We start from the raw sequence: 26,435 nt of genomic DNA, 5'->3' as shown, positions 1-26,435 counted from the left end.
TTAGTTAGTGGGTGGAGAAGTTTATTTTGGACAGGGTTGTAAATGCCGGCCATGCTGGGTTTGTGAGTTCCAGGAGGAACTTGCTTCATTGGATGAAACTTCAACTGCAAAAGGAAACCCGCATTATGTCGAGCATCAATGGAACCTACGTAAACTCCAACGCTGACGCCCGCCTGGTCGTGACCGACGGCAACGATTCCAACGGCTCGTTCAGCGGCGAGTTGACCCAGGCCGGGGTCAAGTACAGCGTGGCCGGGCATTACCACTTCCAGAACAGCACCGGCCAGCCCACCATCATCAACGTCTCCGGTTACAACGACGGCTATGGCTATCAGGCCTGGGCGCTGTTTTCCCCGGATCACAACTACGCCCGACTGCGCGCTTCCGGCGCTCGCAGCAACTTCAGTGGCGATGTGGTTGGCTTGAGTGGGGAGTTTGTCAAACAGTAACAAGTTCGATAACGGACAGCCGCTGGATACTCGTCGTCTTATATAAGTGGCGCAGTGGTCCGGCGGCTTTGTCGTGCCTGCTTATAAAGTTGTTCAACGGATTTAGAAGTTGTCTTAGTTGTCGCTGCTGGCTGTAGCGCTGTTCTTTTCCTGCTCCGCACTGGGTGTTGTTTCGATGCTTTGCGGGAATATTTTCAATGCCTGCAAAGCATGGTTTTTTCGCCGCTGGGCTACAGCCCTTTAAACACGGGGCCTGGAGCCTGGTGCTCGGATCAAGTATTCGATTTTGATCTATGTATAACTTGAAAGATTACTTTAAGAGATAAGCGCGAGGCACTGATCATTGACCTCGCGGCACCGTTGCGTGGGGGGTGTTCAAACGCCGGTGCCGGGTTTTTCAAAAGATCGTAGGGAGTGAATCCATGGGCAATGTCCAGACCGCCGCCAGTGCACACGAGGTGCTGTGGCGCCAGGCACCGAGCGGCGAGTTGGTCGACCTCGGCCGGCCTCACCGCTTGCCGTTGGGCCAATTGCGTCTGCAACGCACGCCCAAGGGAATCTTGCGTCGCCGGGAGGCAATCATCCTTGGCGCGGCGGCGCTGCTGCTGCACGCGGCGGTGATCTACTGGCTGAGCCAGAAGCCGACCCCGGTGTTGCCGATCGTGCCGCCGGAAATCCCGCCCATGACCATCGAGTTCTCGCACCCGGCGCCGCCCGTGGTCGAGCCGCCTCCGCCTGTGCCGGTACAGCCGGTGGTGGAGCCGCCGCCTCCGGTGGAGGACGAGCTGGCGGTCAAGCCGCCACCGCCCAAGCCGGTGCCCAAACCCAAGCCCAAGCCAGTGCCCAAACCCGAGCCGAAGCCTGCGCCCAAGCCTGTGCAGCAGGCGCCGGCAGCGCCGCAGCCGGCCACCCCGGTAGCCGCCCCGGCGCCACCCGCGCCACCGGCCCCGGCCCCCGTGACCCCGGCTTCGGCCAGCGCCGCGTACCTGAAGAACCCGGCGCCGGAATACCCCTCCCTGGCCCAGCGCCGGGGTTGGGAAGGCACGGTGCTGCTGCGGGTGCATGTATTGGCCAGCGGCAAGCCGGGCGAGATCCAGATCCAGAAGAGCAGCGGTCGCCAGCAGCTCGATGATGCGGCCCTGGCCGCGGTCAAGCGCTGGAGTTTCGTTCCCGCCAAACAGGGCGACGTGGCCCAGGACGGCTGGGTCAGCGTACCCATCGATTTCAAGATTCATTGAGCCGCAAGGCCGATCAAATAACGCGCGCTAAACGCTTACACAGAGGGAACACATCATGACGTTACTGGCATCTCCACTGGAATCCATCGAAAGCGCGGTGATCTGGCTGTTGGTGGTCTTCTCCGTCGCCACCTGGGGCCTGGCCCTGGTCAAGGGCGTGCAGTTCGCCCGCCTCAAGGCCCAGGATCGCAAGTTCCACAATCAGTTCTGGGCCGCCTCCAGCCTCGACTCTGCCGCCCCCCTGAGTGAAACCCAGCCCGGCGCGGCGGCCCGGGTGGCCCAGGCCGGCTACGCGGCGATCCAGGTTGGCGAGGCACCGCACGCGGCGGACCTGAGCCAGGCGATCAACCACCAGGACCGCCTGGAACGCGCCTTGCGCCAACAGATCGTGCGTGAACGCCGCTCCCTGGAAACCGGCCTGGCGGTGGTCGCCAGTATCGGCAGCACTTCGCCCTTCATCGGCCTGTTCGGCACCGTGTGGGGGATCATGGAAGCGTTGAAAGGCATCAGCGCCGCCGGCTCGGCGAGCCTGGAAACCGTAGCCGGGCCGATCGGCGCGGCGCTGGTGGCCACCGGCGTGGGGATCGCCGTCGCGGTGCCGGCGGTGCTGGTCTACAACTACTTCCTGCGCCGCCTGAAGCTCACCGCCGCCGACCTCGACGACTTCGCCCACGACTTCTACAGCCTGGCGCAGAAGAACTCGTTTCGCGTGCTGATCCACCCGAGCGTGCACAAGGCCGCGGCCCAGGGCAGCCCGCAAAAAGTGAAGGAGGCGTCCTGACATGGCCTTCTCCACCCAAGACAGCGATGAAGTGCTGAGCGAGATCAACGTCACCCCGCTGGTGGACGTGATGCTGGTGCTGCTGGTGGTGTTCATCGTCACCGCGCCGCTGCTGACCAACGCCATCCCGATCAACCTGCCCAAGACCGAGGCCGTGGCCCCGGTGGAGCAGAAAGACCCGCTGGTGGTGAGCATCGACGGCACCGGCCAACTCTTTATCAACAAGGACCCGATCCAGCCCGACCTGCTGGAAACCAACTTGCAGGCGGCCAAGGCCAAGGACCCGGAAGTGCGGGTGCAGCTGCAGGCCGACGATGGCGTCAATTACGGAGAAGTGGCCCGAGCCATGGCCTCCATCGAGCGGGCGGGCATCACCAAGCTGTCGGTGATTACCGCGCGCTGAAACCGAGCAACAAAGCCACGACTTTTCAGGCCGTCTCCTTGGCAGGGTGCGGCCTTTTTTTTGGCCGATGAAAAAGTCCCTCCGCAAAGCTCCCAGCGCGACACAAGACCCACTGGCCCTTTCGCCGGTAAGCCGGATCCTGCGGGGAGGATAGGGTTTTTATATTCGTTTAGGGTATTAATAAATAGCTTCTTATTCCTTAACGAATATAAATCCCCTCCCTATACTCGTCCGGGAACAGACACGCAGCAGGAGAGTTCCCCATGCGCAACGAATCCATTCGCTACTTGATTGTGCCGGGCTGGCAAGGATCGCCAGAAGATCATTGGCAAACCCATTGGCAGAACAGCCTGCCCAACAGTGCGCGGGTGGAGCAGGCCGATTGGCTGACGCCGCGTCGCGAAGACTGGGTGGCGGCCCTGGCCGAAGCCATCGCCGCCGACGACACCCCGGTGATCCTGATTGCCCACAGCCTGGGTTGCATCACCGTGGCGCACTGGGCAGCGCGGGCGCCAGTGGCCGCGTTGCGTCAGGTGCGTGGCGCGCTGCTGGTGGCGCCGGCGGATGTCGAGCGTCCGGCCTGTGCCCCGGCGCTGCGCAATTTTGCGCCCATTCCCCGGGACCTGCTGCCGTTCCCCAGCCAGGTGGTCAGCTCGGACAACGACAGCGCCGTGAGTGCCCCGCGTGCCCTGGAACTGGCCCGCGACTGGGGCGCTGAAGCCGGCATCCTGGCCGGTGCCGGGCACATCAACGTCAAGTCCGGCCACCATCGCTGGGAGCAGGGCTTTGCCTATCTCTACCGTCTGCAGAACCGCATGGAGCAACACGCGCGGCGTCGTGCCTGATCGTCCTTTTCCTGTTTAAACGCCCCGTCCCCAGGCGGCCTGGGGCGGGAGTCTGCCATGAGTCCTCACACCCCTTTCGGCCAGCCGTTGCTGACCTTTCCCGATGCGGAAAAAAGCCCCCTGAGCATCCGCGCCAAGGCGCTGGTGTTCGTCGACCCGCGTTCGCGGCAACTGCGTGAAGAACTGGAGCAACTGGCGCCGCGTGCGGTTTCGGTGTTGATCCGCGGTGAAACCGGCACCGGCAAGGAACTGCTGGCCCGGCACATCCACCGCGCCAGCGACCGCAGCGGCCTGTTCGTCTCGGTCAACTGCGGCGCCATCAGCCCGACCTACGCCGACGCCGAACTGTTCGGCTATGCCGCCGGCAGTTTCAGCGGCTCGGCCAGCAGCCGCGCCGGCTGGTTCGGTTCGGCCAATGGCGGGACCCTGTACCTGGATGAAATCGGCGACCTGCCGCTGCCGATCCAGACCAAGCTGCTGGCCGCGCTGGAGAACCACGAAGTGACCCGGGTCGGTGCCCAACAGCCGAGCCCGGTGGACGTGCGCCTGGTGGCGGCCACCAGCATCGACCTGGCCCAGGCGGTGGCGGCGGGCAAGTTTCACGAGCGCTTGTATCGCTACCTCAGTGAAGGCCAGCTGGAACTGCCGGCGCTGCGCGAGCGGGTGGGGGATATCGAGTCGTTGGCCGAGTACTTCCTCGGCATCTACAGCCAACGCCTGGACCTGCCGGTGCCGCAGATCAGCGAAGCCGCGCAGCAGGCCCTGGAGCGTCACAGCTGGCCGGGCAACACCCGCGAGCTGGAGAACGTCATTCACTTTGCCCTGCTGGTCAGCAGCGGCGAAGAAATCCTCCCGGAGCACCTCAACCTGCCGCCGACGCTCTCGACGCTGGAGCAGATCGAGCAGCTGCTGCGGCAGATCGCCGAGAGCGGTTCAGACGCGGACCGCCAGGCCCTCAAGCGCCTGCTGGCGGTGTAGCCGCTGCCGCAGGCTGCGACCGGCTGCGCAGCAGACGCAAAACCGTTCACCAGGATCCTGCTGGATAGCCACGGTACCCCTGGCGCCGACTGCGTCGTCGTTCGCAGCCTGCGGCAGCGGCTACAGGGGAGTGCTAGGCCCTCAAGCGCCTGCGGCAGCGGCTACAGGGCGCGGTGGTGGGGCGGGGTGTATGAAAAAAATGGAATATGAACGTGAATAAAAGATATTGTTCGGGAATAAAAAATCTCGGTATTGTCCGCTTCACGCCAGCAGTGGCACTTCACTGGCACCGCAATCAGCCCCCTATTTGAAGCCGTCGTCGATCCCGACACCTAAGGACCTTGCATGAAAAAAGTTCTGTTGTTCACCGCACTGGCGGCAGCCCTGAGCGCCGGTATCGCCCAGGCCGGCGAGAAGCTGGTGGTCGCCGCGACCCCGGTGCCCCACGCCGAGATCCTCGAACTGATCAAGCCGACCCTGGCCAAGGAAGGCGTGGACCTGGAAATCAAGGTGTTCACCGACTACGTACAACCCAACGTACAGGTTGACCAGAAGCGCCTGGACGCCAACTACTTCCAGACCCTGCCGTACCTGAAGAGCTTCAACGAAGGCAAAGGCACCCACCTGGAAACCGTGATCGGCGTGCACGTCGAACCCTTCGGTGGCTACTCGAAGAAGGTCAAGTCCCTGGCCGAGCTGAAAGACGGCGCCACCATTGCCATCCCCAACGAAGGCAGCAACAGCGGCCGTGCCCTGATCCTGCTGCAGAAGGCCGGCCTGATCGAGCTCAAGGACCCGAAGAACGCCGTGTCCACGCCCAAGGACATCGCCAAGAACCCGCACAACTTCAAGTTCAAGGAGCTGGAGTCGGCCATGCTGCCGCGGGTCCTGGATCAGGTTGACCTGGACATGATCAACACCAACTACGCCCTGGAAGCCGGCCTGAACCCGGCCAAGGATGCGCTGATCATCGAAGGTTCCGATTCGCCTTACGTGAACTACCTGGTGGCGCGTCCGGACAACAAGGACAGCGCGGCGATCCAGAAGCTGGCCAAGGCCCTGACCAGCCCTGAGGTGAAAGCCTTCATCGAGAAGAAATACAACGGCGCGGTACTGCCGGCGTTCTGATGAACTAGGCTACTGACGCGATAAACCCCTTCAAGGTTTGAACGCCGACGGCTATGACAGCGTCGGCGTTTTTTATTGCCCCGCGAAAATCGTAGGAGCCAGCGCCTACACGGGTGCGCTTTTGGCGGTGGCTTGGGTGGCCCGGTGCAAAGCCGTCAGCCATTTCACCCATTCATGGGGGTCCAGCGGTTGCGGGGTCTTCGCGTCGGCCATGGTGATCGTCCTGGTCAGGCTCAAGGGCAGAAAAGGTAGTAGCTCGGCGCCAGCCCGGCAAATCCGCGGGTTAGGTTTTTGGGTGATATCAATATGCCTTAACGGTATTTAAATTCTGCTTTTTATAGCTATAAAGTCGCGGCAGCCGGGCGGTTACCCACTGCCCCACGGACTGCACCACCGCCGCTGTACCCCAGCGGCGTCCAGGATGATTCATGACCCTCGATTACGCGTTTATCCTCAGCACCCTGCCGGCCTTTCTCAAAGCCGTGGGGGTGACCCTGCAGGTCGGCCTGATCGCCATCGGCACGTCCTTGCTGGTGGCCCTGATCAACGCCACTGTCCTGGTGTTTCGCACCCCTTACCTGCACCGGCTGATCGGCCTGTACGTGGAACTGGCGCGCAACACACCGCTGCTGATCCAGCTGTTCTTCGTCTACTTCGCCTTGCCGGCCCTGGGGATCAAGGTCTCCGGCTTCACCGCGGCGATCATCACCATGACCTTCCTTGGCGGCGCCTATCTCACCGAAGTGCTGCGCGCCGGGGTGGAAGCGGTGCCCCTGGCGCAGCTGGAATCGGGGCGCTCGATCGGCCTGTCGCAGTGGCAACTGCTGCGCTACGTGATCCTGCCTCAGGCCGGGATCCTCAGCCTGCCGTCGCTGTTCGCCAATTTCATTTTCCTGCTCAAGGAAACCACCGTGGTTTCGGCGGTGGCGGTGCCGGAGATTCTCTACACCACCAAGAGCTACATCGCCCTGTACTACAAAACCTACGAAATGCTCGCGGTGCTGACGCTGATCTGCGTGCTGCTGTTCTTGCCGCTGTCGCTGTTGCTCAGCCGTCTGGAAAGGAGGTTGCAACATGGCCAGTTCGGGTCTTGAACTGTTGCTGGTGTCCCTGCCGCAACTGGCCCGGGGCGCGGCGCAGACCTTGTCGATTTCGCTGTTGAGCATCGCCTTCAGCACCCTGGGCGGGGTGCTCTATGGCGTGCTGCGCAGCCTGCAGCGCAAGGTGCTGGAGGTGCCGCTGCGGATCTACCTGGAGCTGTTCCGGGCGATCCCGGTGCTGGTCTGGCTGTACCTGCTGTTCTTCGGTTTTCCGATCTTCTTCGGCCTCAGCATTCCCAGCTTCACCTGTGCAGTGCTGGTGCTGTCGCTGTGGGGCGCCAGCGAGGTCGGCGAGGTGGTGCGCGGCGCCCTGCAATCGCTGCCCCGGGGCCAGCGTGAAGCGGGGTTGTCCATCGGCCTGTCCGCTGCCCAGCTGTACGGCTATGTGTTGCTGTCCCAGGCGCTGAAGCGCATGACGCCGCCGACCATCAACGTCTACACGCGGATCATCAAGACCAGTTCCCTGGCGGTGCTGATCGGCGTGGTGGACGTGATCAAGGTCGGCCAGCAGATCATCGAGCGCACCTACGAGTCGGTGCTGATCTACGGCGTGCTATTCCTGTTTTTCTTCTTTATCTGCTACCCGCTGTCGGCCGCCTCCCGCGTGCTGGAGCGGCGCTGGACGCAAGCATGAGCGCATTGATCGAGTTCCAGGGTTTCAACAAATTCTTCGGCCCGCAGCAGGTGCTCAAGGAAGTCGACCTGAGTGTGGCGGCGGGGGAGGTGATCGTCATCCTCGGCCCCAGCGGCTGCGGCAAGAGCACCTTGCTGCGCTGCCTCAACGGCCTGGAAACGGCCCACAGCGGGCACCTGCGTTTTGCCGGGCGCGAGCTGCTGAGCCCCGCTACCGACTGGCGCCAGGTGCGCCAGCAGATCGGCATGGTGTTCCAGAGCTATCACCTGTTCCCGCACATGAACGTGCTGGACAACATCCTCCTCGGGCCGCTCAAGGTGCAGCAGCGCCAGCGTCGTGAAGCCCAGGACCAGGCCGAATCGCTGCTGGAGCGGGTGGGCCTGCTGGACAAGCGCGAAGCCTTTCCCCGGCAACTGTCCGGCGGCCAGCAGCAACGCATCGCCATCGTCCGCTCGCTGTGCATGAACCCCCAGGTGATGCTGTTCGACGAGGTCACCGCGGCCCTTGATCCGGAGATGGTCAAGGAAGTGCTGCAAGTGATCCAGGGCCTGGCCCGGGACGGCATGACCCTGTTGATCGTCACCCATGAAATGGCCTTCGCCCGGGCCGTGGCCGACCGCATCGTGTTCATGGACGGCGGGCGCATCGTGGAACAGAACACCCCCGAGGCTTTCTTCACGAACCCGCAGAGCGCACGCGCGCAGCAGTTCCTGGAGAAGTTCTCGTTCGTTGAAGCACTGCCCAAGAAAGCCCCCAAAAAGGAACTGGAGCTCTTATGAAAACTGCCAAGTCTTCGCTGTTGTTACTGCCGCTGTTCGGTCTGGCCCTGCTGGCCGGCTGCGATAAATCCAATGATGCGCCCAAGCCTGCGGCCACGACCGCCAGCGCCGCGCCGGCGGCCGGCTACCTGGACAAGATCAAGGCCCGGGACAAGCTGATCGTCGGCGTGTTCACCGACAAGCCGCCGTTCGGTTTCGTCGATGAAACCGGGCGTTATGTGGGCTTCGATACCGACATCGGCCGCCAGTTCGCCAAGGACCTTTTGGGGGACGAGAACAAGGTGGAATTCGTCGCCGTGGAACCGGCCAGCCGCATTCCCTTCCTGCAGAGCGACAAGGTCGACCTGATCCTGGCCAACATGACCGTGACCCCGGAGCGCAAGGAAGCGGTGGAATTCACCAACCCCAACCTCAAGGTGGCGGTGCAGGCCCTGGTGCCCGAAGGCAGCGCGGTGAAGAGCCTGGATGACCTGGCGAGCCGCACCACCATCGTCACCACCGGCACCACCGCCGACCTGTGGCTGACCCAGAACCACCCGGACTGGAAACTGCTGAAGTTCGAGAAGAACACCGAGTCCCTGCAGGCCCTGGCCAATGGTCGTGGCGATGCCTATGCCCAGGACAACCTGATCCTGTTCAGCTGGTCCAAGCAGAACCCGGGCTACCGCGTGCTGCCGCAGACCCTGGGCGAGCAGGCACCGATTGCCCCGGCGGTGAAGAAGGGCAACCTCGAGCTGCGGGACTGGGTGAATGCCGAACTGGCCAAGCTGGGCGAAGAGAAATACCTGCTCAAGCTGTATGACCAGTACGTGCGCAAGGAACTGAGCGATGACACCCCGCCTGAGAGCGTGATCGTCGAAGGCGGCAAATGGCAGGGCTGAGGCGCACTGCTGGCGGCTGAAAGCGGATCCTGAATCCACTGTGTAGCCGCTGCCGGAGGCTGCGAACGGCTCCGAAGGAGACGCCGCTCTTGAGGGCCTCGGAAGGTCCTGCGGACCTTGTCGCAGCCTGCGGCAGCGGCTACAGGGTGTGGGGGGCGCGATTTTCAGTCCGGCCAGTACCACGCCGGTTCGTCGAGCGGGCGCTGGCCGACGATGCCGGTTTGGCCGAGCTCTTTTTCCAGCACGATGCAGTTGCATTCGGGGTCTTCCTGCAAGGCCGCGATCAGGCGCCGGGCGTGGGACACCACCCACACCTGGCACTGCTCGGAAACACTGATGATCAAGCGCGCCAGCGCTGGCAACAGGTCCGGGTGCAGGCTGGTCTCCGGTTCGTTGAGCACCATCAGGCTCGGCGGGCGCGGGGTCAGCAAGGCGGCCACCAGCAGCAGGTAGCGCAAGGTGCCGTCCGACAGCTCCGCGGCCGACAGCGGCCGCAACAGACCCTCCTGATGGAACTCGATGGCAAAGCGTCCGCCCTGCAGCGGGGCGATGTTCAGGCGCGCGCCGGGAAAGGCGTCGCTGATGGCCGCCTGCAATGCCTCGGGGTCGCCGATCTCGCGAATGGTCTGCAACGCCGCCGCCAGGTCGCGGCCGTCGTGGTGCAGCACCGGGGTGCGGGTGCCCAGTTGCGGCTGGCGCACCGGGGCTTCGCTGTCGCTGCGAAAGTGATCGTAGAAGCGCCAGCGCCGGATGAACTCGCGCAGCTGCAGTACCTCCGGTGAAGCGCGCAGGCTGCCCACCTGGTCGAACAGGCTGTCGAAATCCGGCGTGTGCTGGCTCAGCACGTCCCAGCTGCGCCCCTGGCGCGCGCGGATCAATGGGCCGGCGCGGTCGACCAGCAGGCTGGCGGGGCGGTAGAACGGCCCGGACCAAATGCACTCCTTCTTGATTTGCGGGTCCAGGGCAAACGCCGAGTGGCTGGGTTCCGGCAGGCCCAGGGCGATCGCGTAGCTGAAGTCTTCACCGGCAAAGCCCAGGCGCAGGCGCTTGCTGGAGGAACGCACGCTGGCTTCGATCGGCACATCGCCGTTGCGCATGCGGCGGCTGAGGTGTTCCGGCCCGGCCCAGAAGGTCGAATCCAGCCCGCCCTCGCGGGCCAGGGCGTTGACCACCCCGCCCTGGGCGGTCTCCGCCAGCAGGCGCAGGGCGCGGTACAGGTTGGACTTGCCGCTGCCATTGGCGCCGGTGATCAGGTTCAGCCGGCCGAGGGGAATCACCAGTTTGTTGATGGAGCGGTAATTGGCCACCGCCAGGGTCTTGAGCATGCCGGGTCTCCTGTTGCGTGGCGCGCAGTGTGCCTGATTTGTAGAGAGGGAGCTGGATTGCGGCTGCCCCCGAAACCGACGTTGTGCTTGCCAGGATAGAGCGCGTCGAGGGCCGTTGCGGCTGCTGCATAGCCGAGCGGGAGCAGGCTCACTCGCCACCGAAGCCCATCACTGATGGACCGGCGTGCAAGGGTTGAACCCTGTTCTAAGCTCACAGTCGTAACGTCACTGGCGCGACGAACAAGCACAAGGAGCCTGCATGACCGGTCTCAATTCGAAGTGGATGGTGGGGCTGGGGCTGCTGGCTCTGCTCGGCGGCTGCGGCGCGGAAAAGCCGACCGAGAAGGACCGCCCGCGAGTGCGTATCGAGGAAGTGCAGAGCAGTGATTTCGCGCCTTCGGTGACCCTCACCGGTGACATCCAGGCGCGGGTGCAGACCGAGTTGTCGTTCCGTGTGGGCGGCAAGATCATCCAGCGCAAGGTGGATGTCGGCGACCGGGTGTCGGCCCAGCAGGTGCTGGCCAGGCTCGACCCCAAGGATTTGCAGACCCAGGTCGATTCCGCCGCCGCCGCGGTGTTCGCCGAGCAGGCGCGGGTCAAGCAGGCCAGCGCGGCGTTCGTCCGTCAGCAGAAGCTCTTGCCCAAGGGCTACACCAGCCAGAGTGAATACGATTCGGCACAGGCCGCCCTGCGCAGCAGCCAGAGCGCTCTGAGCGCGGCCCAGGCGCAACTGGCCAACGCGCGCGAACAGTTGGGCTACACCGAGCTGGTGGCCGAGGCGCCGGGGGTGATCACCGCGCGCCAGGCCGAGGTCGGCCAGGTGGTGCAGGCCACCATGCCGATCTTCAGCCTGGCCCGGGACGGCGAGCGCGACGCGGTGTTCAACGTCTACGAGTCGCTGTTGATGCAGCCGCCGGGCCAGGAAACCATCCACATCAGCCTGCTGGACAACCCCAAGGTGACCACCACCGGCAAGGTCCGCGAGGTGACCCCGGTGGTCTCGGCCCAGAGCGGCACGGTGCAGGTCAAGGTGGTGCTCGACTCGTTGCCGCCGGGCATGGACCTGGGCTCGGTGGTCAGCGCCACGGCCCGGGCCCAGGGCAAGGCCACGGTGGTGCTGCCCTGGTCGGCCCTGACCAAGAACCTCAGTGAACCGGCGGTGTGGCTGGTGGGCGAGGACGGCAAGACCGCCTTGCACACGGTCAAGGTCGGGCGTTACCTGACCGGCAAGGTGATCATCAGCGACGGCCTCAAGGGCGGCGAGAAGGTGGTGGTGGCGGGTGGGCAGTTGCTGCACCCGGGGATGCGGGTCGAAGTTGCCGGGCAGCCCCGGGACCCGGGAGCACAACCATGAAGCGCCTGCTGCCGTTGTTCTGGGCCTGCGCCTTGTTGCCGGGCTGCTCCAGGGAAGAACCGGCGCCGGACCCGGTGCGCCCGGTGCTGTCGTTCCAGGTGGCGCCGCAGTCCGAGGAAAGCCTGGGGCGCTTTGCCGGCAACATCCAGGCCCGTTATGAAACCAACCTGGGCTTCCGGGTGCCGGGGCGCATCGCCAACCGCAGTGTCGATGTCGGCGCCGAAGTCGGCCCCGGTGACCTGCTGGCGACCCTCGATCCCACCGACCAGCAGAACCAGCTGCGCGCGGCCCAGGGCGACCTGGCCAAGGTCGAGGCGCAATGGATCAACGCCCAGGCCAATGCCCGGCGCCAGCAGGAACTGTTCGACCGCGGCGTCGGCGCCCAGGCGCAACTGGACATCGCCCAGACCGACCTGAAGACTACCGGCGCCGCCCTGGATCAGGCCAAGGCCGCGGTGCGCCAGGCCCAGGACCAGCTCAACTACAGCCAGCTGCGCAGCGATCACGGCGGCGTGGTCATCGCCTGGAACGCCGAGGCCGGGCAGGTGGTGACCGCCGGCCAGCAAGTGGTGACCCTGGCCCGACCGGAGATCAAGGAAGCGGTGATCGATTTGCCGGCGACCCTGGTGGACCAGCTGCCGGCGGACGTGGAGTTCAAGGTGGCGGCGCAACTGGACCCGAGCATCAACACCACCGCCACGGTGCGCGAGATTGAGCCCCAGGCCCAGAGCGCGACCCGCACCCGCCGCGCGCGCCTGACCCTCAAGGACACCCCCGAGGCCTTTCGCCTGGGCACCGCCATCAGCGTGACCCTGAGCACCGCCATCACGCCGCGCACCGAGCTGCCGCTCAGTGCCCTGCAAGAGGTGGCGGGCCAGACCCGGATCTGGGTCATCGATCCGCAGAGCCAGACCGTTGCCCCGCGTGAGGTCCAGGTGCTCAGCCGCGACAGCGATTCGGCGTTGATCAGCCACGGCGTCAAGCCCGGCGAGCGCGTGGTCAGTGCCGGCGTCAACAGCCTCAAACCGGGGCAGAAAGTCAAAATCGACGAGGATCGCGCGCAATGACGCCTGCCAGCAAAGGAAGCTTCAACCTCTCCGAATGGGCGATCAGGCATCAGTCCTTCGTCTGGTACCTGATGTTCGTCGCGCTGCTGATGGGCGTCTTCTCGTACATGAACCTGGGGCGCGAGGAAGACCCGTCCTTCACCATCAAGACCATGGTGATCCAGACCCGCTGGCCCGGCGCGACCCAGGAAGAAACCCTGAAGCAGGTCACCGACCGCATCGAGAAAAAACTCGAAGAACTGGATTCGCTGGACTACGTGAAAAGCTACACCCGCCCCGGCGAGTCGACGGTGTTCGTCTACCTGCGCGACACCACCAGTGCCAAGGACATTCCCGAGATCTGGTACCAGGTGCGCAAGAAGATCAACGACATTCGCGGCGACTTTCCCCAGGGGCTGCAGGGCCCGGGTTTCAACGATGAATTCGGCGATGTGTTCGGCTCGGTCTACGCCTTTACCGCCGACGGCCTGAGCATGCGCCAGCTGCGCGACTACGTGGAGCAGGTACGGGCGCAGATCCGCGAAGTGCCGAACCTGGGCAAGGTGGAGATGGTCGGCGAGCAGGACGAAGTCATCTACCTGAACTTTTCCACGCGCAAGCTGGCGGCCCTGGGCATCGACCAGCGCCAGGTCCTGCAAAGCCTGCAAGCGCAGAACGCGGTGACCCCGGCCGGGGTGATCGAGGCCGGGCCGGAGCGGATTTCGGTGCGCACTTCCGGGCAGTTCGCCTCGGAGAAGGACCTGGCCACGGTCAACCTGCGGCTCAATGACCGCTTCTATCGCCTGGCCGACATCGCCGACATCAGCCGCGGCTACGTCGACCCCTCCACGCCGCTGTTCCGCTTCAATGGCCAGCCGGCCATCGGCCTGGCGATTGCCATGAAGAAGGGCGGCAACATCCAGGATTTCGGCAAGGCCCTGCATGCGCGCATGGATGAGCTGACCGCCGACCTGCCGGTCGGCATCGGCGTGCACAAGGTGTCCGACCAGGCCGAGGTGGTGCAGGAGGCGGTGGGCGGTTTCACCAGCGCCCTGTTCGAGGCGGTGATCATCGTCCTGGTGGTGAGCTTCATCAGCCTCGGGGTGCGCGCCGGGCTGGTGGTGGCCTGCTCGATCCCGCTGGTGCTGGCCATGGTCTTCGTGTTCATGGAGTACAGCGGCATCACCATGCAGCGGATTTCCCTGGGGGCCTTGATCATCGCCCTGGGGCTGCTGGTGGACGACGCCATGATCACCGTGGAAATGATGGTCACGCGCCTGGAAAAGGGCGAGAGCAAGGAGCAGGCGGCGACCTTCGCCTACACCTCCACCGCCTTCCCGATGCTCACTGGAACCCTGGTCACCGTGGCCGGCTTCGTGCCCATTGGCCTCAACGCCAGCTCCGCCGGCGAGTACACCTTCACCCTGTTCGCAGTGATCGCCGTGGCCATGCTGGTGTCGTGGATCGTCGCGGTGCTGTTCGCCCCGGTGATCGGCCTGCATATCCTCAGCACTGACGTCAAACCCCACTCCGAGGAGCCGGGGCGCGTCGGTCGGGCCTTCAATGGCGGCCTGCTGTGGGCCATGCGCAACCGCTGGTGGGCGATCGGCATCACCGTGCTGTTGTTCGTCGCCTCGGTGTTCGGCATGCGCTTCGTGCAGAACCAGTTCTTCCCGTCTTCCGACCGGCCGGAAATCCTGGTGGACCTCAACCTGCCGCAGAACGCCTCGATCAACGAGACCCGCCAGGCCGTGGACCGCCTGGAAGCGACCCTCAAGGACGACCCGGACATCGAGCGCTGGAGCACTTACATCGGCGAGGGCGCGATCCGTTTCTACCTGCCCCTGGACCAGCAGCTGCAGAACCCCTACTACGCCCAGCTGGTGATCGTCAGCAAGGGCCTGGAGCAGCGCACCGCCCTGACCCAGCGCCTGCAGAAGCGCCTGCGCGAAGACTTCGTCGGCATCGGCAGCTATGTGCAGGCCCTGGAAATGGGCCCGCCGGTGGGGCGACCGATCCAGTACCGGGTCAGCGGCAAGGACATCGACCAGGTGCGCAAGCACGCCATCGACCTGGCCACTGAACTGGACAAGAACCCGCACATCGGCGAGATCATCTACGACTGGAACGAGCCCGGCAAAGTGCTGCGCATCGACATCGCCCAGGACAAGGCGCGGCAACTGGGGCTGTCTTCCGAGGACGTGGCGCAACTGATGAACAGCATCGTCAGCGGTTCCACCGTGACCCAGGTGCATGACGACATCTACCTGATCAACGTGGTCGGCCGCGCCGACGACAATGAACGCGGTTCCCCGGAAACCCTGCAGAACCTGCAGATCGTCACCCCCAGCGGCACGTCGATTCCGCTGCTGGCCTTCGCCACCGTGGGCTACGAGCTGGAGCAGCCGCTGGTGTGGCGCCGCGACCGCAAGCCGACCATCACCATCAAGGCCGCGGTGCGCGACGCGATCCAGCCCACTGACCTGGTCAAGCAGCTGAAGCCGACGATCGAGCGCTTCGCCGCCAGCCTGCCGGCCGGTTACTCGGTGGCCACCGGCGGCACCGTGGAGGAAAGCGGCAAGGCCCAGGGCCCGATCGCCAAGGTGGTGCCGCTGATGCTGTTCCTCATGGCGACCTTCCTGATGATCCAGCTGCACAGCGTGCAGAAGCTGTTCCTGGTGGCCAGCGTGGCGCCCCTGGGGCTGATCGGCGTGGTCCTGGCCCTGGTGCCCACCGGCACGCCGATGGGCTTTGTGGCGATCCTCGGGATCCTCGCGCTGATCGGCATCATCATCCGCAACTCGGTGATCCTGGTGACTCAGATCGATGATTACGAGCGCGAGGGCTATCACCCCTGGGACGCGGTGCTGGAAGCCACCCACCACCGGCGTCGGCCGATCCTGCTGACCGCCGCGGCGGCCAGCCTGGGGATGATCCCGATTGCCCGGGAAGTGTTCTGGGGGCCGATGGCCTACGCCATGATTGGCGGCATCATCGTCGCCACCTTGCTGACCCTGCTGTTCCTCCCGGCGCTGTACGTGGCCTGGTACAAGATCAAGGAGCCGAGCAAGGACGTCGAGCGCTCACGGCCGGCGGCCCATTAGGCCTTGCGCCAGACGCTGGCCAGCCAGGGCTGCTGTTCCCGGGGCAGGCCGGCGGGGCGGTAGTAGTGCTCCAGCTCGACAAAGCCTGCTTCGCTCAGCAGCGCCTGCCAGGCCGCGAGGTCGTGGTAGGCGCCGTAGCGTGGGCCGTTCCAGCCTTCCTGGTTGTCGCCGCGCGGGTTGGAGCTGAACAGCACGCCGCCGTCCTTCAGGCTGGCATGCAGTTGCTTGAGCACCCGTGGCAGTTCCTGGCGGGGAATGTGGAACAGCACCGCGTTGGCGAAGATGCCGTCGAAGCGCCCCGCGGGCAGGTCGAGCTTGAGAAAGTCCTGCTGCCAGACCTCGCAGCCGCTGTCGTCCCGGGCCATCTGGGCGAAACGCTCGCAGCCGTCGAGGCCGATGGCGACATGGCCCAGGCGGGTGAAGGCCTGCAGATCGCGCCCCGGGCCGCAGCCGAAGTCCAGCACGCTGAACGGCGCCGGGCCCTGGATATGCCGCAGCAGCGCGTCGATGTTCTGGCTGACGTCGTGGTCGCGGGTGCCTTCACGAAAGTCCTCGGCCACCTGCTGGTAGTGGCCGAGGGTGGTGGCGGTGATGGTGTCTAGGTCGTCTGGAGCAAGTTTCATGGCGGGCTACATGGCGTGAAGAGGAATGGCCCGAATATACCCCATGCACACGGGGTGCCGTTGGCGCCACTAGCGCTTGTTCAGCACCCGCGCCAGTCGGTCGCCGCCCAGCTGGATCGCCGCTACCAGGATCACCAGCAGTACGATCACCGTGAGCATGATCTGGCTGTCGAAACGCTGATAACCGTAGCGGTAGGCAATGTCCCCCAGGCCACCCGCGCCAATCGCGCCGGCCATGGCCGAGGAGTTGATCATGGTCACCAGGGTGATGGTGAACCCGCCGACGATGCCCGGCAGCGCTTCCGGCAGCAGCACGTGCCAGACGATGTGCCAGCGCCGGCAGCCCATGGCCTGGGCCGCTTCGATCAGGCCGTGGTCGACTTCGCGCAGGCTGACTTCGGCGATGCGCGCAAAGAACGGCGTGGCGGCGATGGTCAGCGGCACCACCGCCGCCCACACGCCGTAAGTTGTGCCGACGATCAACCGAGTAAAGGGGATCAGCGCCACCATCAGGATCAGGAACGGGATCGAACGGAACAGGTTCACAAAGGCCCCCAGGGCCCGGTTCAGGTGCGGCGCCTCGTAGATCCCGCCCTTGCCGCTGGTGACCAGGATCACCGCCAGGGGAATCCCCGCCAGCAGGGCGATCAGCGAGGACACGCCAACCATCAGCAGGGTGTCGAGAATGCCTTGCAACAAACGATCAAACCCCATAACCCAGTACCTCCACCTGTTGTGCCCATTGCTCGGCCCGCTGACGCAGCTCCACGGCGCCCAGGGACGAGCCCTGGACCGCCAGCAGCAGTTGCCCCAGGGCATGGCCCTGGATCCGTTCGACTCCGCCCTGCAGCAGGCGCACTCGCCCGCCCAGGGCGCTGAACAAGGCCGCCAGGTCCGGCTCCTCGCGGCCGCCGCCGGTAAAGCGCAGGCTCAGGACCACTGCCGCATCGGCGGACTCGGGCTGGCTGCGCAGGCGGCTTTGCAGCTCGGGCGGCAGGCCATGCTGCAGGGGCGCCAGCAGGGTCTTGCTGACCTCGTGTTGCGGGTTGCCGAAGACTTCCCACACCGGCCCCTGTTCGACGATGCGCCCGTGCTCCAGCACCACCACCCGGTCGCAGATCTCGCGGATCACCGCCATCTCGTGGGTGATGAGGATGATGGTCAGGCCCAGGCGCTGGTTGATCTCCTTGAGCAGGCCGAGGATCGACTGGGTGGTCTCCGGGTCGAGGGCCGAGGTGGCCTCGTCGCACAGCAGGATCTCGGGGTCGTGGACCAGGGCCCGGGCGATGCCCACCCGCTGTTTCTGGCCGCCGGACAGCTGCGCCGGGTAGGCCTGGTGCTTGTCCTTGAGGCCCACCAGTTCCAGCAGTTCGCGAACCTTGCGCTGGCGCTCGGCCTTGGGCACCCCGGCCACCTTCAATGGCAGCTCGACGTTGTGCCACACGGTCTTGGCCGACATCAGGTTGAAGTGCTGGAAGATCATGCCGATGCGTCGACGCAGGGCCACCAGCCGGTCTTCGTCGAAGTCGCCGATGTCCACCTGATCGATCAGCACCCGGCCGCTGCTGGGTTGCTCCAGGCGGTTGATGGTGCGGATCAGCGACGACTTGCCGGCGCCGCTGCGTCCGATGATGCCGAACACCTCGCCGCGCTGGATCGCAAGGTCGATGCCGTGCAGCGCCTGCACCGGGCCCTGCTGGCCCTGGTAGGTCTTGCCCAGGCCGATGAAGCGCACCTGGGCGCGGTTCAGTTCGGGGTGCAGCTCGGTCTGCTCGGCGCGCTGGGGCGCAGGTTCTGGCAGCTTGCGCTGCAGCGTCGCGACACTCATCTCAACCTTCCCAGCCGGCTTGGTAGAGCGTGCCGTGGGCTTTATCCAGGGCGGCGCGAACGGCGGGCGAGTGCTGGTAGATATCGACGAACTTGATCAGCCGCGGGTCGTTCTTGCTCTTGGGCTGGATCACGAACTGGATCACGTATTCCTTGTGGTCCAGGCCATCGAACAGCAGCGCCGAGCCGGCGTCGAAGGTCTTGGCCAGGCGGATGTAGGCCGGGTAGCCCTGGACCAGGTCGGCGTCGTCATAGGCGCGCACCAGTTGCACGGCTTCGACCTGGAGGATCTTGATCTTCTTCGGGTTGCTGACGATGTCGTCTTCGGTGGCCTTGTAGCCCACGCCCGGCTTGAGGGTGATCAGCCCGGCCTTGGCCAGCAGTTGCAGGCCGCGTCCGCTGTTGATCGGGTCGTTGGCGATGGCCACGCTGGCGCCTTCGGGTAGCTCGGCGAAGCTTGTGTATTTCTTCGAATACAGGCCGACGTTGTTGATGATGCCCGGGGCGAAGGGCACCAGATTGAAACCGGCGGCGGCCTTGGCGTTTTCCAGGAAGGGGATGTGCTGGAAGTAGTTCACGTCGATGTCGCCGGCGGCCAGGCTGACGTTGGGCGCGATCCAGTCGGTGAACTCCACCAGCTCCACCTTCAGGCCCTGCTTGCCGGCCTCTTCCACGGCGGCCTCCAGGGGAATGGCGAAGGCGGCGGTGGTGCCGACCTTGAGCGGCGCGTCGGCGGCGAACACGGCGCTGCTGAACAGGCCGAGGGCGAGGGCCAGGGCTTTGACCGGGTGGCGCAGGAGCTTGGTTTTCATGGTGGTTACTTCCAGTCAATCCGAATGTGGGGGTTGAGCCATTGCGTGGGTGTATGGCGAGACCGCTGTCTGTGGCGAGGGAGCTTGCTCCCGTTGGGCCGCAAAGCGGCCCCGGACCCAGGCGCCGCGGTGTTGCAGGCATACCGCGCCGTCCGGGTTTGGGCTTGCTGCGCAAGCCAGCGGGAGCAAGCTCCCTCGCCACAGGGTGGTCAGCGGCGGTAGGCCGCGCCGGTGTGTCGTTCGGGCAGTGTGTGGCCTTCGTGGAACAGTTTTTCCCGCAGGGTGCCGGCGTCATAGGCGGTCTTGTAGGAGCCGCGGCGCTGCAGTTCGGGGATCACCAGGTCGATGAAGTCGACGTAGCTTTCCGGGGTGACGATGCGGGTCAGGTTGAAGCCGTCCAGGCCGGTTTCGGCGATCCAGGATTCCAGCTCGTCGGCCACCTGCTGCGGTGAGCCGACCACGGTGAAGTAGCGGCCACCCAGGGCGTGTTGGTCCAGCAGCTTGCGCCGGGTCCAGTCGTTGTTCTGCAGGTGCTGGGTGGCCGACTGGATGGCGTTGCTTTTCACGTACTGGATAGGTTCGTCGATCTCGTATTGGGAAAAGTCGATCGCGGTGGACGCGGAAAAATGCGCCACCCCGGCCTCGGCGCTGGCGTAGCGGCGGTACTCGGCGTGCTTCTGCCAGGCCAGTTCCTCGGTCTGGCCAACGATCACGTTGAGGCCCATGAACACCTTGATGTCCTCGGGATTGCGCCCGGCGGCCACGGCGCTGGCGCGAACCTTGTCCACCTGGGCCCTGGTCGCCGCCTTGTTCTGCCCGCTGATGAACACGCACTCGGCGTGGCGCCCGGCGAACAGCAGGCCGCGGTCCGAGCTGCCGGCCTGGAACAGCACCGGGGTGCGCTGCGGCGAGGGCTCGCACAGGTGATAGCCGCTGACCTGGTAGAACTCGCCCTGGTGCTCGACCTTGTGCACCTTGTCCGGTTGGGCATAGACGCGCTGCTCGCGGTCGTTGAGCACCGCGTCGTCTTCCCAGCTGCCTTCCCAGAGCTTGTACAGCACCTCCAGGTACTCATCGGCCTGGTCGTAGCGACGGTCGTGCTCGATCTGTTCCTTCAGGCCCATGGCCTGGGCCGCGCTGTCCAGGTAGCCGGTGACGATGTTCCAGCCGACCCGGCCACGGCTCAGGTGGTCGAGGGTGGAAAGGCGCCGGGCGAACAGGTAGGGCGCCTCGTAGGTGAGGTTGGCGGTGAGGCCGAAGCCCAGGTTGCGGGTGACCGCGGCCATGGCCGAGACCAGCAGCAGCGGGTCGTTGACCGGCAGTTGGATCGACTCCTTGAGGGGCACGTCCACCGAGTTCTGGTAGACGTCGTAGACCCCGACGATGTCGGCGATGAACAGCCCGTCGAACAATCCGCGCTCCAGCAGCTGGGCCAGTTCGGTCCAGTACTCGAGGGTCTTGTACTGGGTCGAGTTGTCCCGTGGGTGGGTCCACAGGCCGTGGTTGATGTGCCCGACGCAGTTCATGTTGAAGGCGTTGAGCAGGATCTTCTTCTTGGCGGTTTCGGCAGCGGCCATCAGATGGTCCCCCGCAGCGGCGGGTTCTGCTGGTTGAGGTAGTAGTTACCCACCGCGTGGTACTTCCAGCGCACCGGGTCGTGCAGGGTGTGCACTCGGGCGTTGCGCCAGTGACGGTCCAGGCCGTGCTCGGCCAGGGTTGCCTGGCTGCCCGCCAGTTCGAACAGGGTGCTGCCGGCGGCCAGGGAGATTTCCGTGCTCAGGGCGCGGACCTCGGCCACGGCGATGGAGGCGGCGGCCACGGTGTCGGCGTTGGTCTCGGCCTGGGCCCGGTCGAGGAATTCTCCGGCGCGCTCCAGCAGGGCTTCGGTGGCGTGCAGGCGGATGCTCAGGTGGCCGAAGCTCTTGAGGGTCAGCGGGTCGTCGGTGGCCTTGTCGGTGCCGGAGTCGATCCACGGCCGGGTCTTGGTGCGCACGAAGCGCAGGGCGTCTTCGTAGGCGGCGCGGGCGATGCCGGTGTCGATGGCGGCGTGGAGGATTTGCGCCAGGGGGCCGACCGGGGTCGGGCGTTCGAAGGCGCTCTGGAATGGCACCACGTCGGCCTCGTCCACCGCGACGTTTTCAAACAGCACCGAGCCGCTGCCGGTGGTGCGCTGGCCGAAGCCGCTCCAGTCGTCGATCACGCTCAGGCCCTGGGCGTCGGCGGGGACGAAGGCCAGTTGCTGCACGCCGTGCTCATCCACCACCGAGGTGGGGATGCGCTGGGCATAGATGGCGCCGGTGGCGTAGAACTTGCGCCCGTCGATGCGGTAGCCCAGGCCGCTGCTGTCGCGGCTCAGGCGGGTGGTGCGGTCGTGGGCGGTCTTGGTGCCAAGTTCGGCCAGGGCGTTGCCGAAGCGGCGGCCGGCCAGGACCTCGGCGTACAGCCGTTGTTTCTGCTGAGGGCTGCCGTTCACCCGCAGCACTTCCAGGGCGTAGAAATGGTTCTGCGGGATCTGCCCCAGGGAGGCGTCGGCCTCGGCGATCAGGGCGATGACCTTGGCCAGGGTGACGTTGGACACCCCGGCGCCGCCGTATTCCTTGGGCACGCTGATGCCCCACAGGCCGGAGCGGCTGAAGGCTTCCAGCTCGGGGTGCGGCAGGCGCCGTTCACGGTCGCGCAGGGCGCTGTCGCGCTTGAAATCTTCCGCCAGGTCGCTGGCGACAATCAGGGCTTGTTCATCGCTGGTGATGACCGCGACGTGTTGAGAAAGAGTCATGTGTTTCTCCAGAGATCTGGTCAAAAGTGTTCTGGGCGGTTAGATCCAGGAGTGACGCGCGGGCAGGGTGCCGTTCAAGCGGTAGGCACCAATGGCGTGGTACTTCCAGCGCACCGGGTCGTGCAGGGTGTGTACCCGGGCATTGCGCCAGTGGCGGTCGAGGTTGAATTCGGCGAGGGTGGCGCGGCTGCCGGCCAGCTCGAAGAGCTTTTCGCTGGCTTGCAGGGAGATCTCGGTGGTCAGCACCTTGGCTTCGGCCACGGCGATCGAGGCGCGGGCCGCGGACTCGGCGGTGATCGGCGCCGCGCTGACCTGGTCCAGCACCTGCCCGGCCTTGCGCAGCAGGGCCTCGGCGGCGTGCAGTTCGATCTGCAGCTTGCCGATGTCGGCGATCACGTACAGGTCGTCGCTGGCGCGCTCGACGTTGGCGTCGATCCACGGGCGGGCCCGTTCACGAACGAAGCGGATAGCGTCGGCCAGCGCTTCCCGGGCGATGCCGGCATCGATGGCGGCCTGGATCAGTTGCGACACCGCGCCCTGGATATTCGGCGACTCGTTGATCCGCCAGTTGTCCAGCACCAGCTCGGATTCGACCCGCACATCGTTGAGCAGGATGGTGCCGCTGGCGGTGGTGCGCTGGCCGAAGCCCGACCAGTCGTCGACGATGCGCAGCCCCGGAGTGCCACGGCGGACGAAGGCCAGCACCTGGCGACCTTCCTCGTTCAGCGCCTTGACCGCCACCCAGTGGGCGAACAGGGCGCCGGTGGAGTAGAACTTCTGGCCGTTGAGCACATGGCCGTCGGCGTCGGTGGTGATTCGCGCCTTGAGCTCCAGGGTGTTCTTGGTGCCACGTTCCGGGCCGGCATTGCCGATGCGCCAGCCTTCCAGGACGCTTTGCAGCAGCTGTTTCTTCTGCCGTTCGGTGCCGCAACCGAGGATCAGGCCGAGGAGGCCGAACTGGTTCTGCGGGATCTGCCCCAGGGCCGGGTCGGCCGCGGAAACGATCGCGAAGACCTCGGCCAGGGTGACGAACGACACCTGTGGTCCGCCGTAGGCGCGGGGCACGGCAATGCTGCCCAGGCCGCTGCGGGTGAATTGTTCGATCTGCGCCCAGGGCAGCTTGCGCTGACGGTCGCGTTGGGCGGCTTGTTGGCGGGCCGCGTCGGCCAGTTCATGGGCGGCTTGCAGGGCTTCGGCGTCGTTGCGCAGTACCCGAGCGGGCAGCAAAAGGGGAGCAATATCCAGGTCACTCTGGACCTGGGCTTCGATCAGACTGGACATCAGTGCCACTCCTTGGCTGCACGCAATGCCCTGGCGATCTGCACTGGGGTGATTGTGTTCCGGACCATACCTACCTCACATCTTTTGGATAGGCCGCGTCATGCGGCGAAATCAGAATCAAGAATGTCCGGTGGTCCGGTGCATATACCCTAAGCGCGTATAAAAATTAAATAAACTAACTTTTAGGAATATGAATAGAAGGGCTTTACGTATACGGCAGGATGGCCGGTTGCGGCCCAGTGGCTGCGGGCTGGCGCGGTGTGCGGCAGACGCCGGCGAGCATTTTTCGTTGGCGCAAAAGAACACGGGCAGGGGGATGCAAACACGCGAAGTGAGGCGATCGGCGCTGAGCGTTCAGGCGCCGCCGCAGGCGTTACTGGTACTGATCCAGCTCGTGGGTGAGCGATTGCAGCAGTGACTCGGGGGGCAGCAACAGGCCTTGTCCGTCCGCATCGGCAAACACCAGGCAGAGCCTGGTGTCGCGCTGCATGCCAGGCAGCCAGTGGGAGAGGAAATGGCCCAGCTCAATGGGCTTGGGTTCAAAGCCGTGCCATGGGCCGTGGGCGCACAAGGCGGCGAACTCCGCCTCTGGCCAGAAGGCGATGGCGATGGCGCTGGCCTGGGCGGAGCCGGCGGTGGCCCAGCCGTCAGCGAACAGCCCCCAGATGACTTGGAAATCCGCCACCTTGCGAATCAGGTAGTCACACCGCGCCTGGGGCGAGAGCCGGAGCAGGTTGTGGATTTTCTGCGGCGCCAGCATCAGGCCTCCATGGCCTGGAAGGGGAGCGGGCAGCCGGCTAGGGGAGTTTCAAGCTTCATGTGCCGGGGTGGAGAAATTTGCTGAGGAACTGTCGGGTGCGCTCGTGCTGGGGGTTGGCGAACAGCGCCTTGGCTTCGCCCTGTTCGACGATCACTCCCTTGTCGAAGAAGATCACCCGGTTGGCCACGTCCCGGGCGAAGCCCATTTCGTGGGTGACGATGATCATGGTGCGTTTCTCTTCGGCCAGGCTGCGGATGGTGGCCAGGACTTCGCCCACCAGTTCCGGGTCCAGGGCCGAGGTCGGTTCGTCGAACAGGATCACCCGAGGTTCCATGGCCAGGGCCCGGGCGATCGCCACCCGTTGCTGCTGGCCACCGGACAGGCGCCTCGGGTAGCTGTCTTCCTTGCCCGCCAGGCCGACCTTGGCCAGCAGCGCGCGCCCCAGGGCAACGGCTTGCTCCCGCGGGGTCTTTTTCACCACCAGGGGGCCTTCGATGACGTTCTCCAGCGCGGTGCGGTGGGGGAACAGGTTGAAGTTCTGGAACACGAAACCCACTTGCTGGCGCAACTGGCGGATCCGGCTCTGTTGCTGGTTCAGGGGGATGCTGCTGTCGATGGCGATGTCGCCAATGCGGATGCGTCCGCTGGTCGGTTCTTCAAGGAAGTTCAGGCAGCGCAGGAAGGTGGTCTTGCCCGAACCGCTGGGGCCGATGATGGCAATCACTTCGCCTTCCTTGACCTGCAGGTCGATGCCATTGAGCACCGTCTGGCCCTTGAACTGCTTGGTCAGTTTTTCCACCACGATCATGGCTTCAGGACTCCTGGTCGTGCCGATTGACCCGCTGCTCCAGGCGGTTCTGCAGGTGCGCGAGCACGCTGGCCAGAACCCAGTAGATCAGCGCGGCGGCAAAATACATGGTGAAGATTTCGAAGGTACGGGCGGTGATCAGCTGCGCCTGGCGGAACAGTTCCGGCACCTGGATGGTGGCAGCCAGGGCGGTGTCCTTGACCAGGGAAATGAAGCTGTTGCCCAGCGGCGGCAGGGCCGTGCGCATGGCTTGCGGCAGGATCGCCCGGCGCAGGGTCTGGGCCCGGGTCATACCGATGCTGGCGGCGGCTTCCCATTGACCGCGTTCGATGGAGCCGATGGCGGCCCGGAGGATTTCACAGGCGTAGGCCGCCATGTTCAGCGAGAAGCCGATCAGCGCGGCGGGCAACGGATCCAGTTCCAGCCCCAGTTGCGGCAGGCCGTAATAGATCACGAACAGCTGCACCAGCAGCGGCGTGCCGCGAAAGAACGACACGTAGACCCGGGCAATCCAGCTCACCAGGGCCAGGCGCGACAGGCGCATCAAGGCCAGCCCGAAACCCAGCAGCAGCCCGAAGAACATGCCGCCAAGGCTGAGGATGACCGTGTAATACGCGCCCTTGAGGAGAAATGGCGCTGAATCCAGCGCCAGTTGCAGGCCTGCTTCCATTATTGGGTGACGTCAGCGTTGAAGTATTTCTCCGAGAGTTTTTTCAGCGTGCCGTCGGCCCGCAGTTCCTCGATCGCCTTGTTCACCGCGGCCAGCAGTTCGGGTTCGCCCTTGCGCAGGGCCACACCGGCTTCCTGGCGGGAGAAGGGTTCGCCGGAGACCACCAGGGTGTCCTTGGTTTTCTTGATCAGCTCGAAGGCCGCCAGGCGGTCCACCAGAATGGCGTCGATACGGCCTACGCGCAGGTCCTGGTACTTGGTCGGATCATCGTCGTAGGTCTTGATGATGGCGTTGGGGACGTTGTCCTTGAGCCATTGCTCGTAGTTGGTGCCCAGGCCCACGCCGACCTTGTGGCCACCCAGGTCGGCGGCCGTCTTGAACTTGCCTTCATCCTTTTTCTGGGTCAGGGCCTGGATCCCGGAGACGGTGTAGGGCGTGGAGAAATCGTACTTTTTCTTGCGCTCCTCGGAGATGGTCACCTGGTTGACGACCGCGTCCAGGCGCTTGGATTCCAGGGCCGCGAGAATGCCGTCCCACTTGGTTGGCTGCAGCTTGACCTTGACCCCGAGCTTGTTCGCCAGGGCTTCGGAGAATTCCACTTCGAAGCCGGCCAGCTTGCCGTTTTCATCGACGAAGCTGAACGGTGGGTAGGTGCCTTCCAGGCCGACGTTGATCACGCCTGCCTCCTTGATCTTCTGCAGTTGCTCGCCGGCAACCGCTTGCCCCATCAGTCCGGCACCGAGGGCCAGGCCCAGTGTGCCAATCAGCAGATTGCGACGCAGTACGGAAAGATTCATGACAAGCCCCTGTGATTTTCTTATGCACGATGCGGG

At 65.0% G+C, this 26,435-nt stretch carries 26 protein-coding genes; 14 read left to right on the top strand and 12 right to left on the bottom strand.

The features are described 5' to 3' along the window. Positions 1 to 125: 125 nt before the first annotated feature. The 11 genes from LXM55_RS19645 (at position 126) to LXM55_RS19595 (ending at position 9,216) form a co-directional block, all read left to right on the top strand. Positions 126 to 449 (top strand): hypothetical protein, encoded by a 324-nt coding sequence (locus LXM55_RS19645; RefSeq protein ID WP_233321909.1) that lies wholly within the window; start codon positions 126 to 128, stop codon positions 447 to 449. A gap of 422 nt (positions 450 to 871) precedes the next feature. After that, positions 872 to 1,687 carry an energy transducer TonB gene (locus LXM55_RS19640; protein WP_233321908.1) on the top strand — a complete coding sequence of 272 codons (816 nt, stop codon included), beginning with the start codon at positions 872 to 874 and terminating at the stop codon, positions 1,685 to 1,687. A gap of 55 nt (positions 1,688 to 1,742) precedes the next feature. Then, positions 1,743 to 2,468, top strand: coding sequence for a MotA/TolQ/ExbB proton channel family protein (locus LXM55_RS19635; RefSeq protein WP_233321907.1), 726 nt, complete (start codon positions 1,743 to 1,745; stop codon positions 2,466 to 2,468). Position 2,469: 1 nt separating this feature from the next. Then, entirely contained in the window at positions 2,470 to 2,871 is a 402-nt protein-coding gene (locus LXM55_RS19630; RefSeq protein WP_233321906.1) for an ExbD/TolR family protein, read from the top strand. A 263-nt stretch (positions 2,872 to 3,134) separates the two neighbouring features. Further along, positions 3,135 to 3,716, top strand: a complete 582-nt coding sequence (locus LXM55_RS19625) for an alpha/beta hydrolase (protein ID WP_233321905.1) — start codon at positions 3,135 to 3,137, stop codon at positions 3,714 to 3,716. Positions 3,717 to 3,773: 57 nt separating this feature from the next. Further along, the gene (locus LXM55_RS19620; RefSeq protein ID WP_233321904.1) at positions 3,774 to 4,694 is read left to right on the top strand and encodes a sigma 54-interacting transcriptional regulator; all 921 of its coding nucleotides are present in this window, start codon (positions 3,774 to 3,776) and stop codon (positions 4,692 to 4,694) included. Positions 4,695 to 5,039: 345 nt separating this feature from the next. Further along, the gene (locus tag LXM55_RS19615) at positions 5,040 to 5,822 is read left to right on the top strand and encodes a MetQ/NlpA family ABC transporter substrate-binding protein (RefSeq protein WP_233321903.1); all 783 of its coding nucleotides are present in this window, start codon (positions 5,040 to 5,042) and stop codon (positions 5,820 to 5,822) included. Positions 5,823 to 6,250: 428 nt separating this feature from the next. Next, positions 6,251 to 6,916, top strand: a complete 666-nt coding sequence (locus LXM55_RS19610) for an amino acid ABC transporter permease (RefSeq protein WP_233321902.1) — start codon at positions 6,251 to 6,253, stop codon at positions 6,914 to 6,916. After that, positions 6,897 to 7,556: an amino acid ABC transporter permease gene (locus LXM55_RS19605; RefSeq protein WP_233321901.1), complete on the top strand. Its 660-nt coding sequence runs from the start codon at positions 6,897 to 6,899 to the stop codon at positions 7,554 to 7,556. The genes LXM55_RS19610 and LXM55_RS19605 overlap by 20 nt, the downstream gene beginning before the upstream one ends. Then, complete coding sequence (locus tag LXM55_RS19600; protein WP_233321900.1) at positions 7,553 to 8,335, top strand: amino acid ABC transporter ATP-binding protein; 783 nt, start codon at positions 7,553 to 7,555, stop codon at positions 8,333 to 8,335. Before LXM55_RS19605 ends, LXM55_RS19600 begins: the two co-directional genes overlap by 4 nt. Then, the gene (locus LXM55_RS19595; protein ID WP_233321899.1) at positions 8,332 to 9,216 is read left to right on the top strand and encodes a transporter substrate-binding domain-containing protein; all 885 of its coding nucleotides are present in this window, start codon (positions 8,332 to 8,334) and stop codon (positions 9,214 to 9,216) included. Before LXM55_RS19600 ends, LXM55_RS19595 begins: the two co-directional genes overlap by 4 nt. 164 nt (positions 9,217 to 9,380) lie before the next feature. Here the strand turns inward: LXM55_RS19595 and LXM55_RS19590 are convergent, their stop codons facing one another. Further along, positions 9,381 to 10,541: an AAA family ATPase gene (locus LXM55_RS19590; RefSeq protein WP_233321898.1), complete on the bottom strand. Its 1,161-nt coding sequence runs from the start codon at positions 10,539 to 10,541 to the stop codon at positions 9,381 to 9,383. A gap of 259 nt (positions 10,542 to 10,800) precedes the next feature. On the opposite strand from LXM55_RS19590, the gene LXM55_RS19585 reads away from it, so the two are divergent. From LXM55_RS19585 to LXM55_RS19575, 3 genes are read left to right on the top strand one after another with little or no spacing between them, the layout of a single operon-like run. Continuing rightward, the gene (locus LXM55_RS19585) at positions 10,801 to 11,895 is read left to right on the top strand and encodes an efflux RND transporter periplasmic adaptor subunit (protein ID WP_233321897.1); all 1,095 of its coding nucleotides are present in this window, start codon (positions 10,801 to 10,803) and stop codon (positions 11,893 to 11,895) included. Beyond that, positions 11,892 to 12,962, top strand: a complete 1,071-nt coding sequence (locus LXM55_RS19580; RefSeq protein WP_233321896.1) for an efflux RND transporter periplasmic adaptor subunit — start codon at positions 11,892 to 11,894, stop codon at positions 12,960 to 12,962. Before LXM55_RS19585 ends, LXM55_RS19580 begins: the two co-directional genes overlap by 4 nt. Continuing rightward, complete coding sequence (locus tag LXM55_RS19575; protein WP_233321895.1) at positions 12,959 to 16,045, top strand: efflux RND transporter permease subunit; 3,087 nt, start codon at positions 12,959 to 12,961, stop codon at positions 16,043 to 16,045. Before LXM55_RS19580 ends, LXM55_RS19575 begins: the two co-directional genes overlap by 4 nt. Here the strand turns inward: LXM55_RS19575 and LXM55_RS19570 are convergent. The 11 genes from LXM55_RS19570 to tcyJ all read right to left on the bottom strand — a co-directional run bounded on the left by LXM55_RS19570 (position 16,042) and on the right by tcyJ (position 26,399). Then, positions 16,042 to 16,668 (bottom strand): class I SAM-dependent methyltransferase, encoded by a 627-nt coding sequence (locus tag LXM55_RS19570; protein WP_233321894.1) that lies wholly within the window; start codon positions 16,666 to 16,668, stop codon positions 16,042 to 16,044. The two genes, LXM55_RS19575 and LXM55_RS19570, sit on opposite strands and share 4 nt — an antisense overlap. Before the next feature lie 69 nt (positions 16,669 to 16,737). Next, the gene (locus LXM55_RS19565; RefSeq protein ID WP_233321893.1) at positions 16,738 to 17,382 is read right to left on the bottom strand and encodes a methionine ABC transporter permease; all 645 of its coding nucleotides are present in this window, start codon (positions 17,380 to 17,382) and stop codon (positions 16,738 to 16,740) included. Next, the gene (locus tag LXM55_RS19560; RefSeq protein WP_233321892.1) at positions 17,372 to 18,496 is read right to left on the bottom strand and encodes a methionine ABC transporter ATP-binding protein; all 1,125 of its coding nucleotides are present in this window, start codon (positions 18,494 to 18,496) and stop codon (positions 17,372 to 17,374) included. Before LXM55_RS19560 ends, LXM55_RS19565 begins: the two co-directional genes overlap by 11 nt. 1 nt (position 18,497) lies before the next feature. Continuing rightward, the gene (locus tag LXM55_RS19555) at positions 18,498 to 19,307 is read right to left on the bottom strand and encodes a MetQ/NlpA family ABC transporter substrate-binding protein (RefSeq protein ID WP_233321891.1); all 810 of its coding nucleotides are present in this window, start codon (positions 19,305 to 19,307) and stop codon (positions 18,498 to 18,500) included. Positions 19,308 to 19,516: 209 nt separating this feature from the next. Beyond that, positions 19,517 to 20,884: an LLM class flavin-dependent oxidoreductase gene (locus LXM55_RS19550; protein WP_233321890.1), complete on the bottom strand. Its 1,368-nt coding sequence runs from the start codon at positions 20,882 to 20,884 to the stop codon at positions 19,517 to 19,519. Beyond that, positions 20,884 to 22,083, bottom strand: coding sequence for an SfnB family sulfur acquisition oxidoreductase (locus tag LXM55_RS19545; RefSeq protein WP_233321889.1), 1,200 nt, complete (start codon positions 22,081 to 22,083; stop codon positions 20,884 to 20,886). The genes LXM55_RS19550 and LXM55_RS19545 overlap by 1 nt, the downstream gene beginning before the upstream one ends. 39 nt (positions 22,084 to 22,122) lie before the next feature. Then, positions 22,123 to 23,364, bottom strand: a complete 1,242-nt coding sequence (locus tag LXM55_RS19540) for an SfnB family sulfur acquisition oxidoreductase (RefSeq protein WP_233321888.1) — start codon at positions 23,362 to 23,364, stop codon at positions 22,123 to 22,125. A 373-nt stretch (positions 23,365 to 23,737) separates the two neighbouring features. Continuing rightward, positions 23,738 to 24,124 (bottom strand): DUF2750 domain-containing protein, encoded by a 387-nt coding sequence (locus LXM55_RS19535; protein ID WP_233321887.1) that lies wholly within the window; start codon positions 24,122 to 24,124, stop codon positions 23,738 to 23,740. A 55-nt stretch (positions 24,125 to 24,179) separates the two neighbouring features. Next, entirely contained in the window at positions 24,180 to 24,932 is a 753-nt protein-coding gene (gene tcyN / locus LXM55_RS19530) for an L-cystine ABC transporter ATP-binding protein TcyN (protein WP_233321886.1), read from the bottom strand. A 4-nt stretch (positions 24,933 to 24,936) separates the two neighbouring features. After that, on the bottom strand, positions 24,937 to 25,602 hold the full coding sequence (tcyL, locus tag LXM55_RS19525; protein WP_233321885.1) for a cystine ABC transporter permease: 666 nt from the start codon (positions 25,600 to 25,602) through the stop codon (positions 24,937 to 24,939). Further along, complete coding sequence (gene tcyJ / locus LXM55_RS19520; RefSeq protein WP_233321884.1) at positions 25,602 to 26,399, bottom strand: cystine ABC transporter substrate-binding protein; 798 nt, start codon at positions 26,397 to 26,399, stop codon at positions 25,602 to 25,604. Before tcyJ ends, tcyL begins: the two co-directional genes overlap by 1 nt. Positions 26,400 to 26,435: the final 36 nt, after the last annotated feature.

This window comes from Pseudomonas sp. Au-Pse12, from assembly GCF_021341665.1.
Classification (GTDB): Bacteria; Pseudomonadota; Gammaproteobacteria; order Pseudomonadales; family Pseudomonadaceae; genus Aquipseudomonas.
The sequence above is the reverse complement of the archived record's forward strand: the minus strand, read 5'-3'. Positions and strand labels throughout refer to the sequence as shown.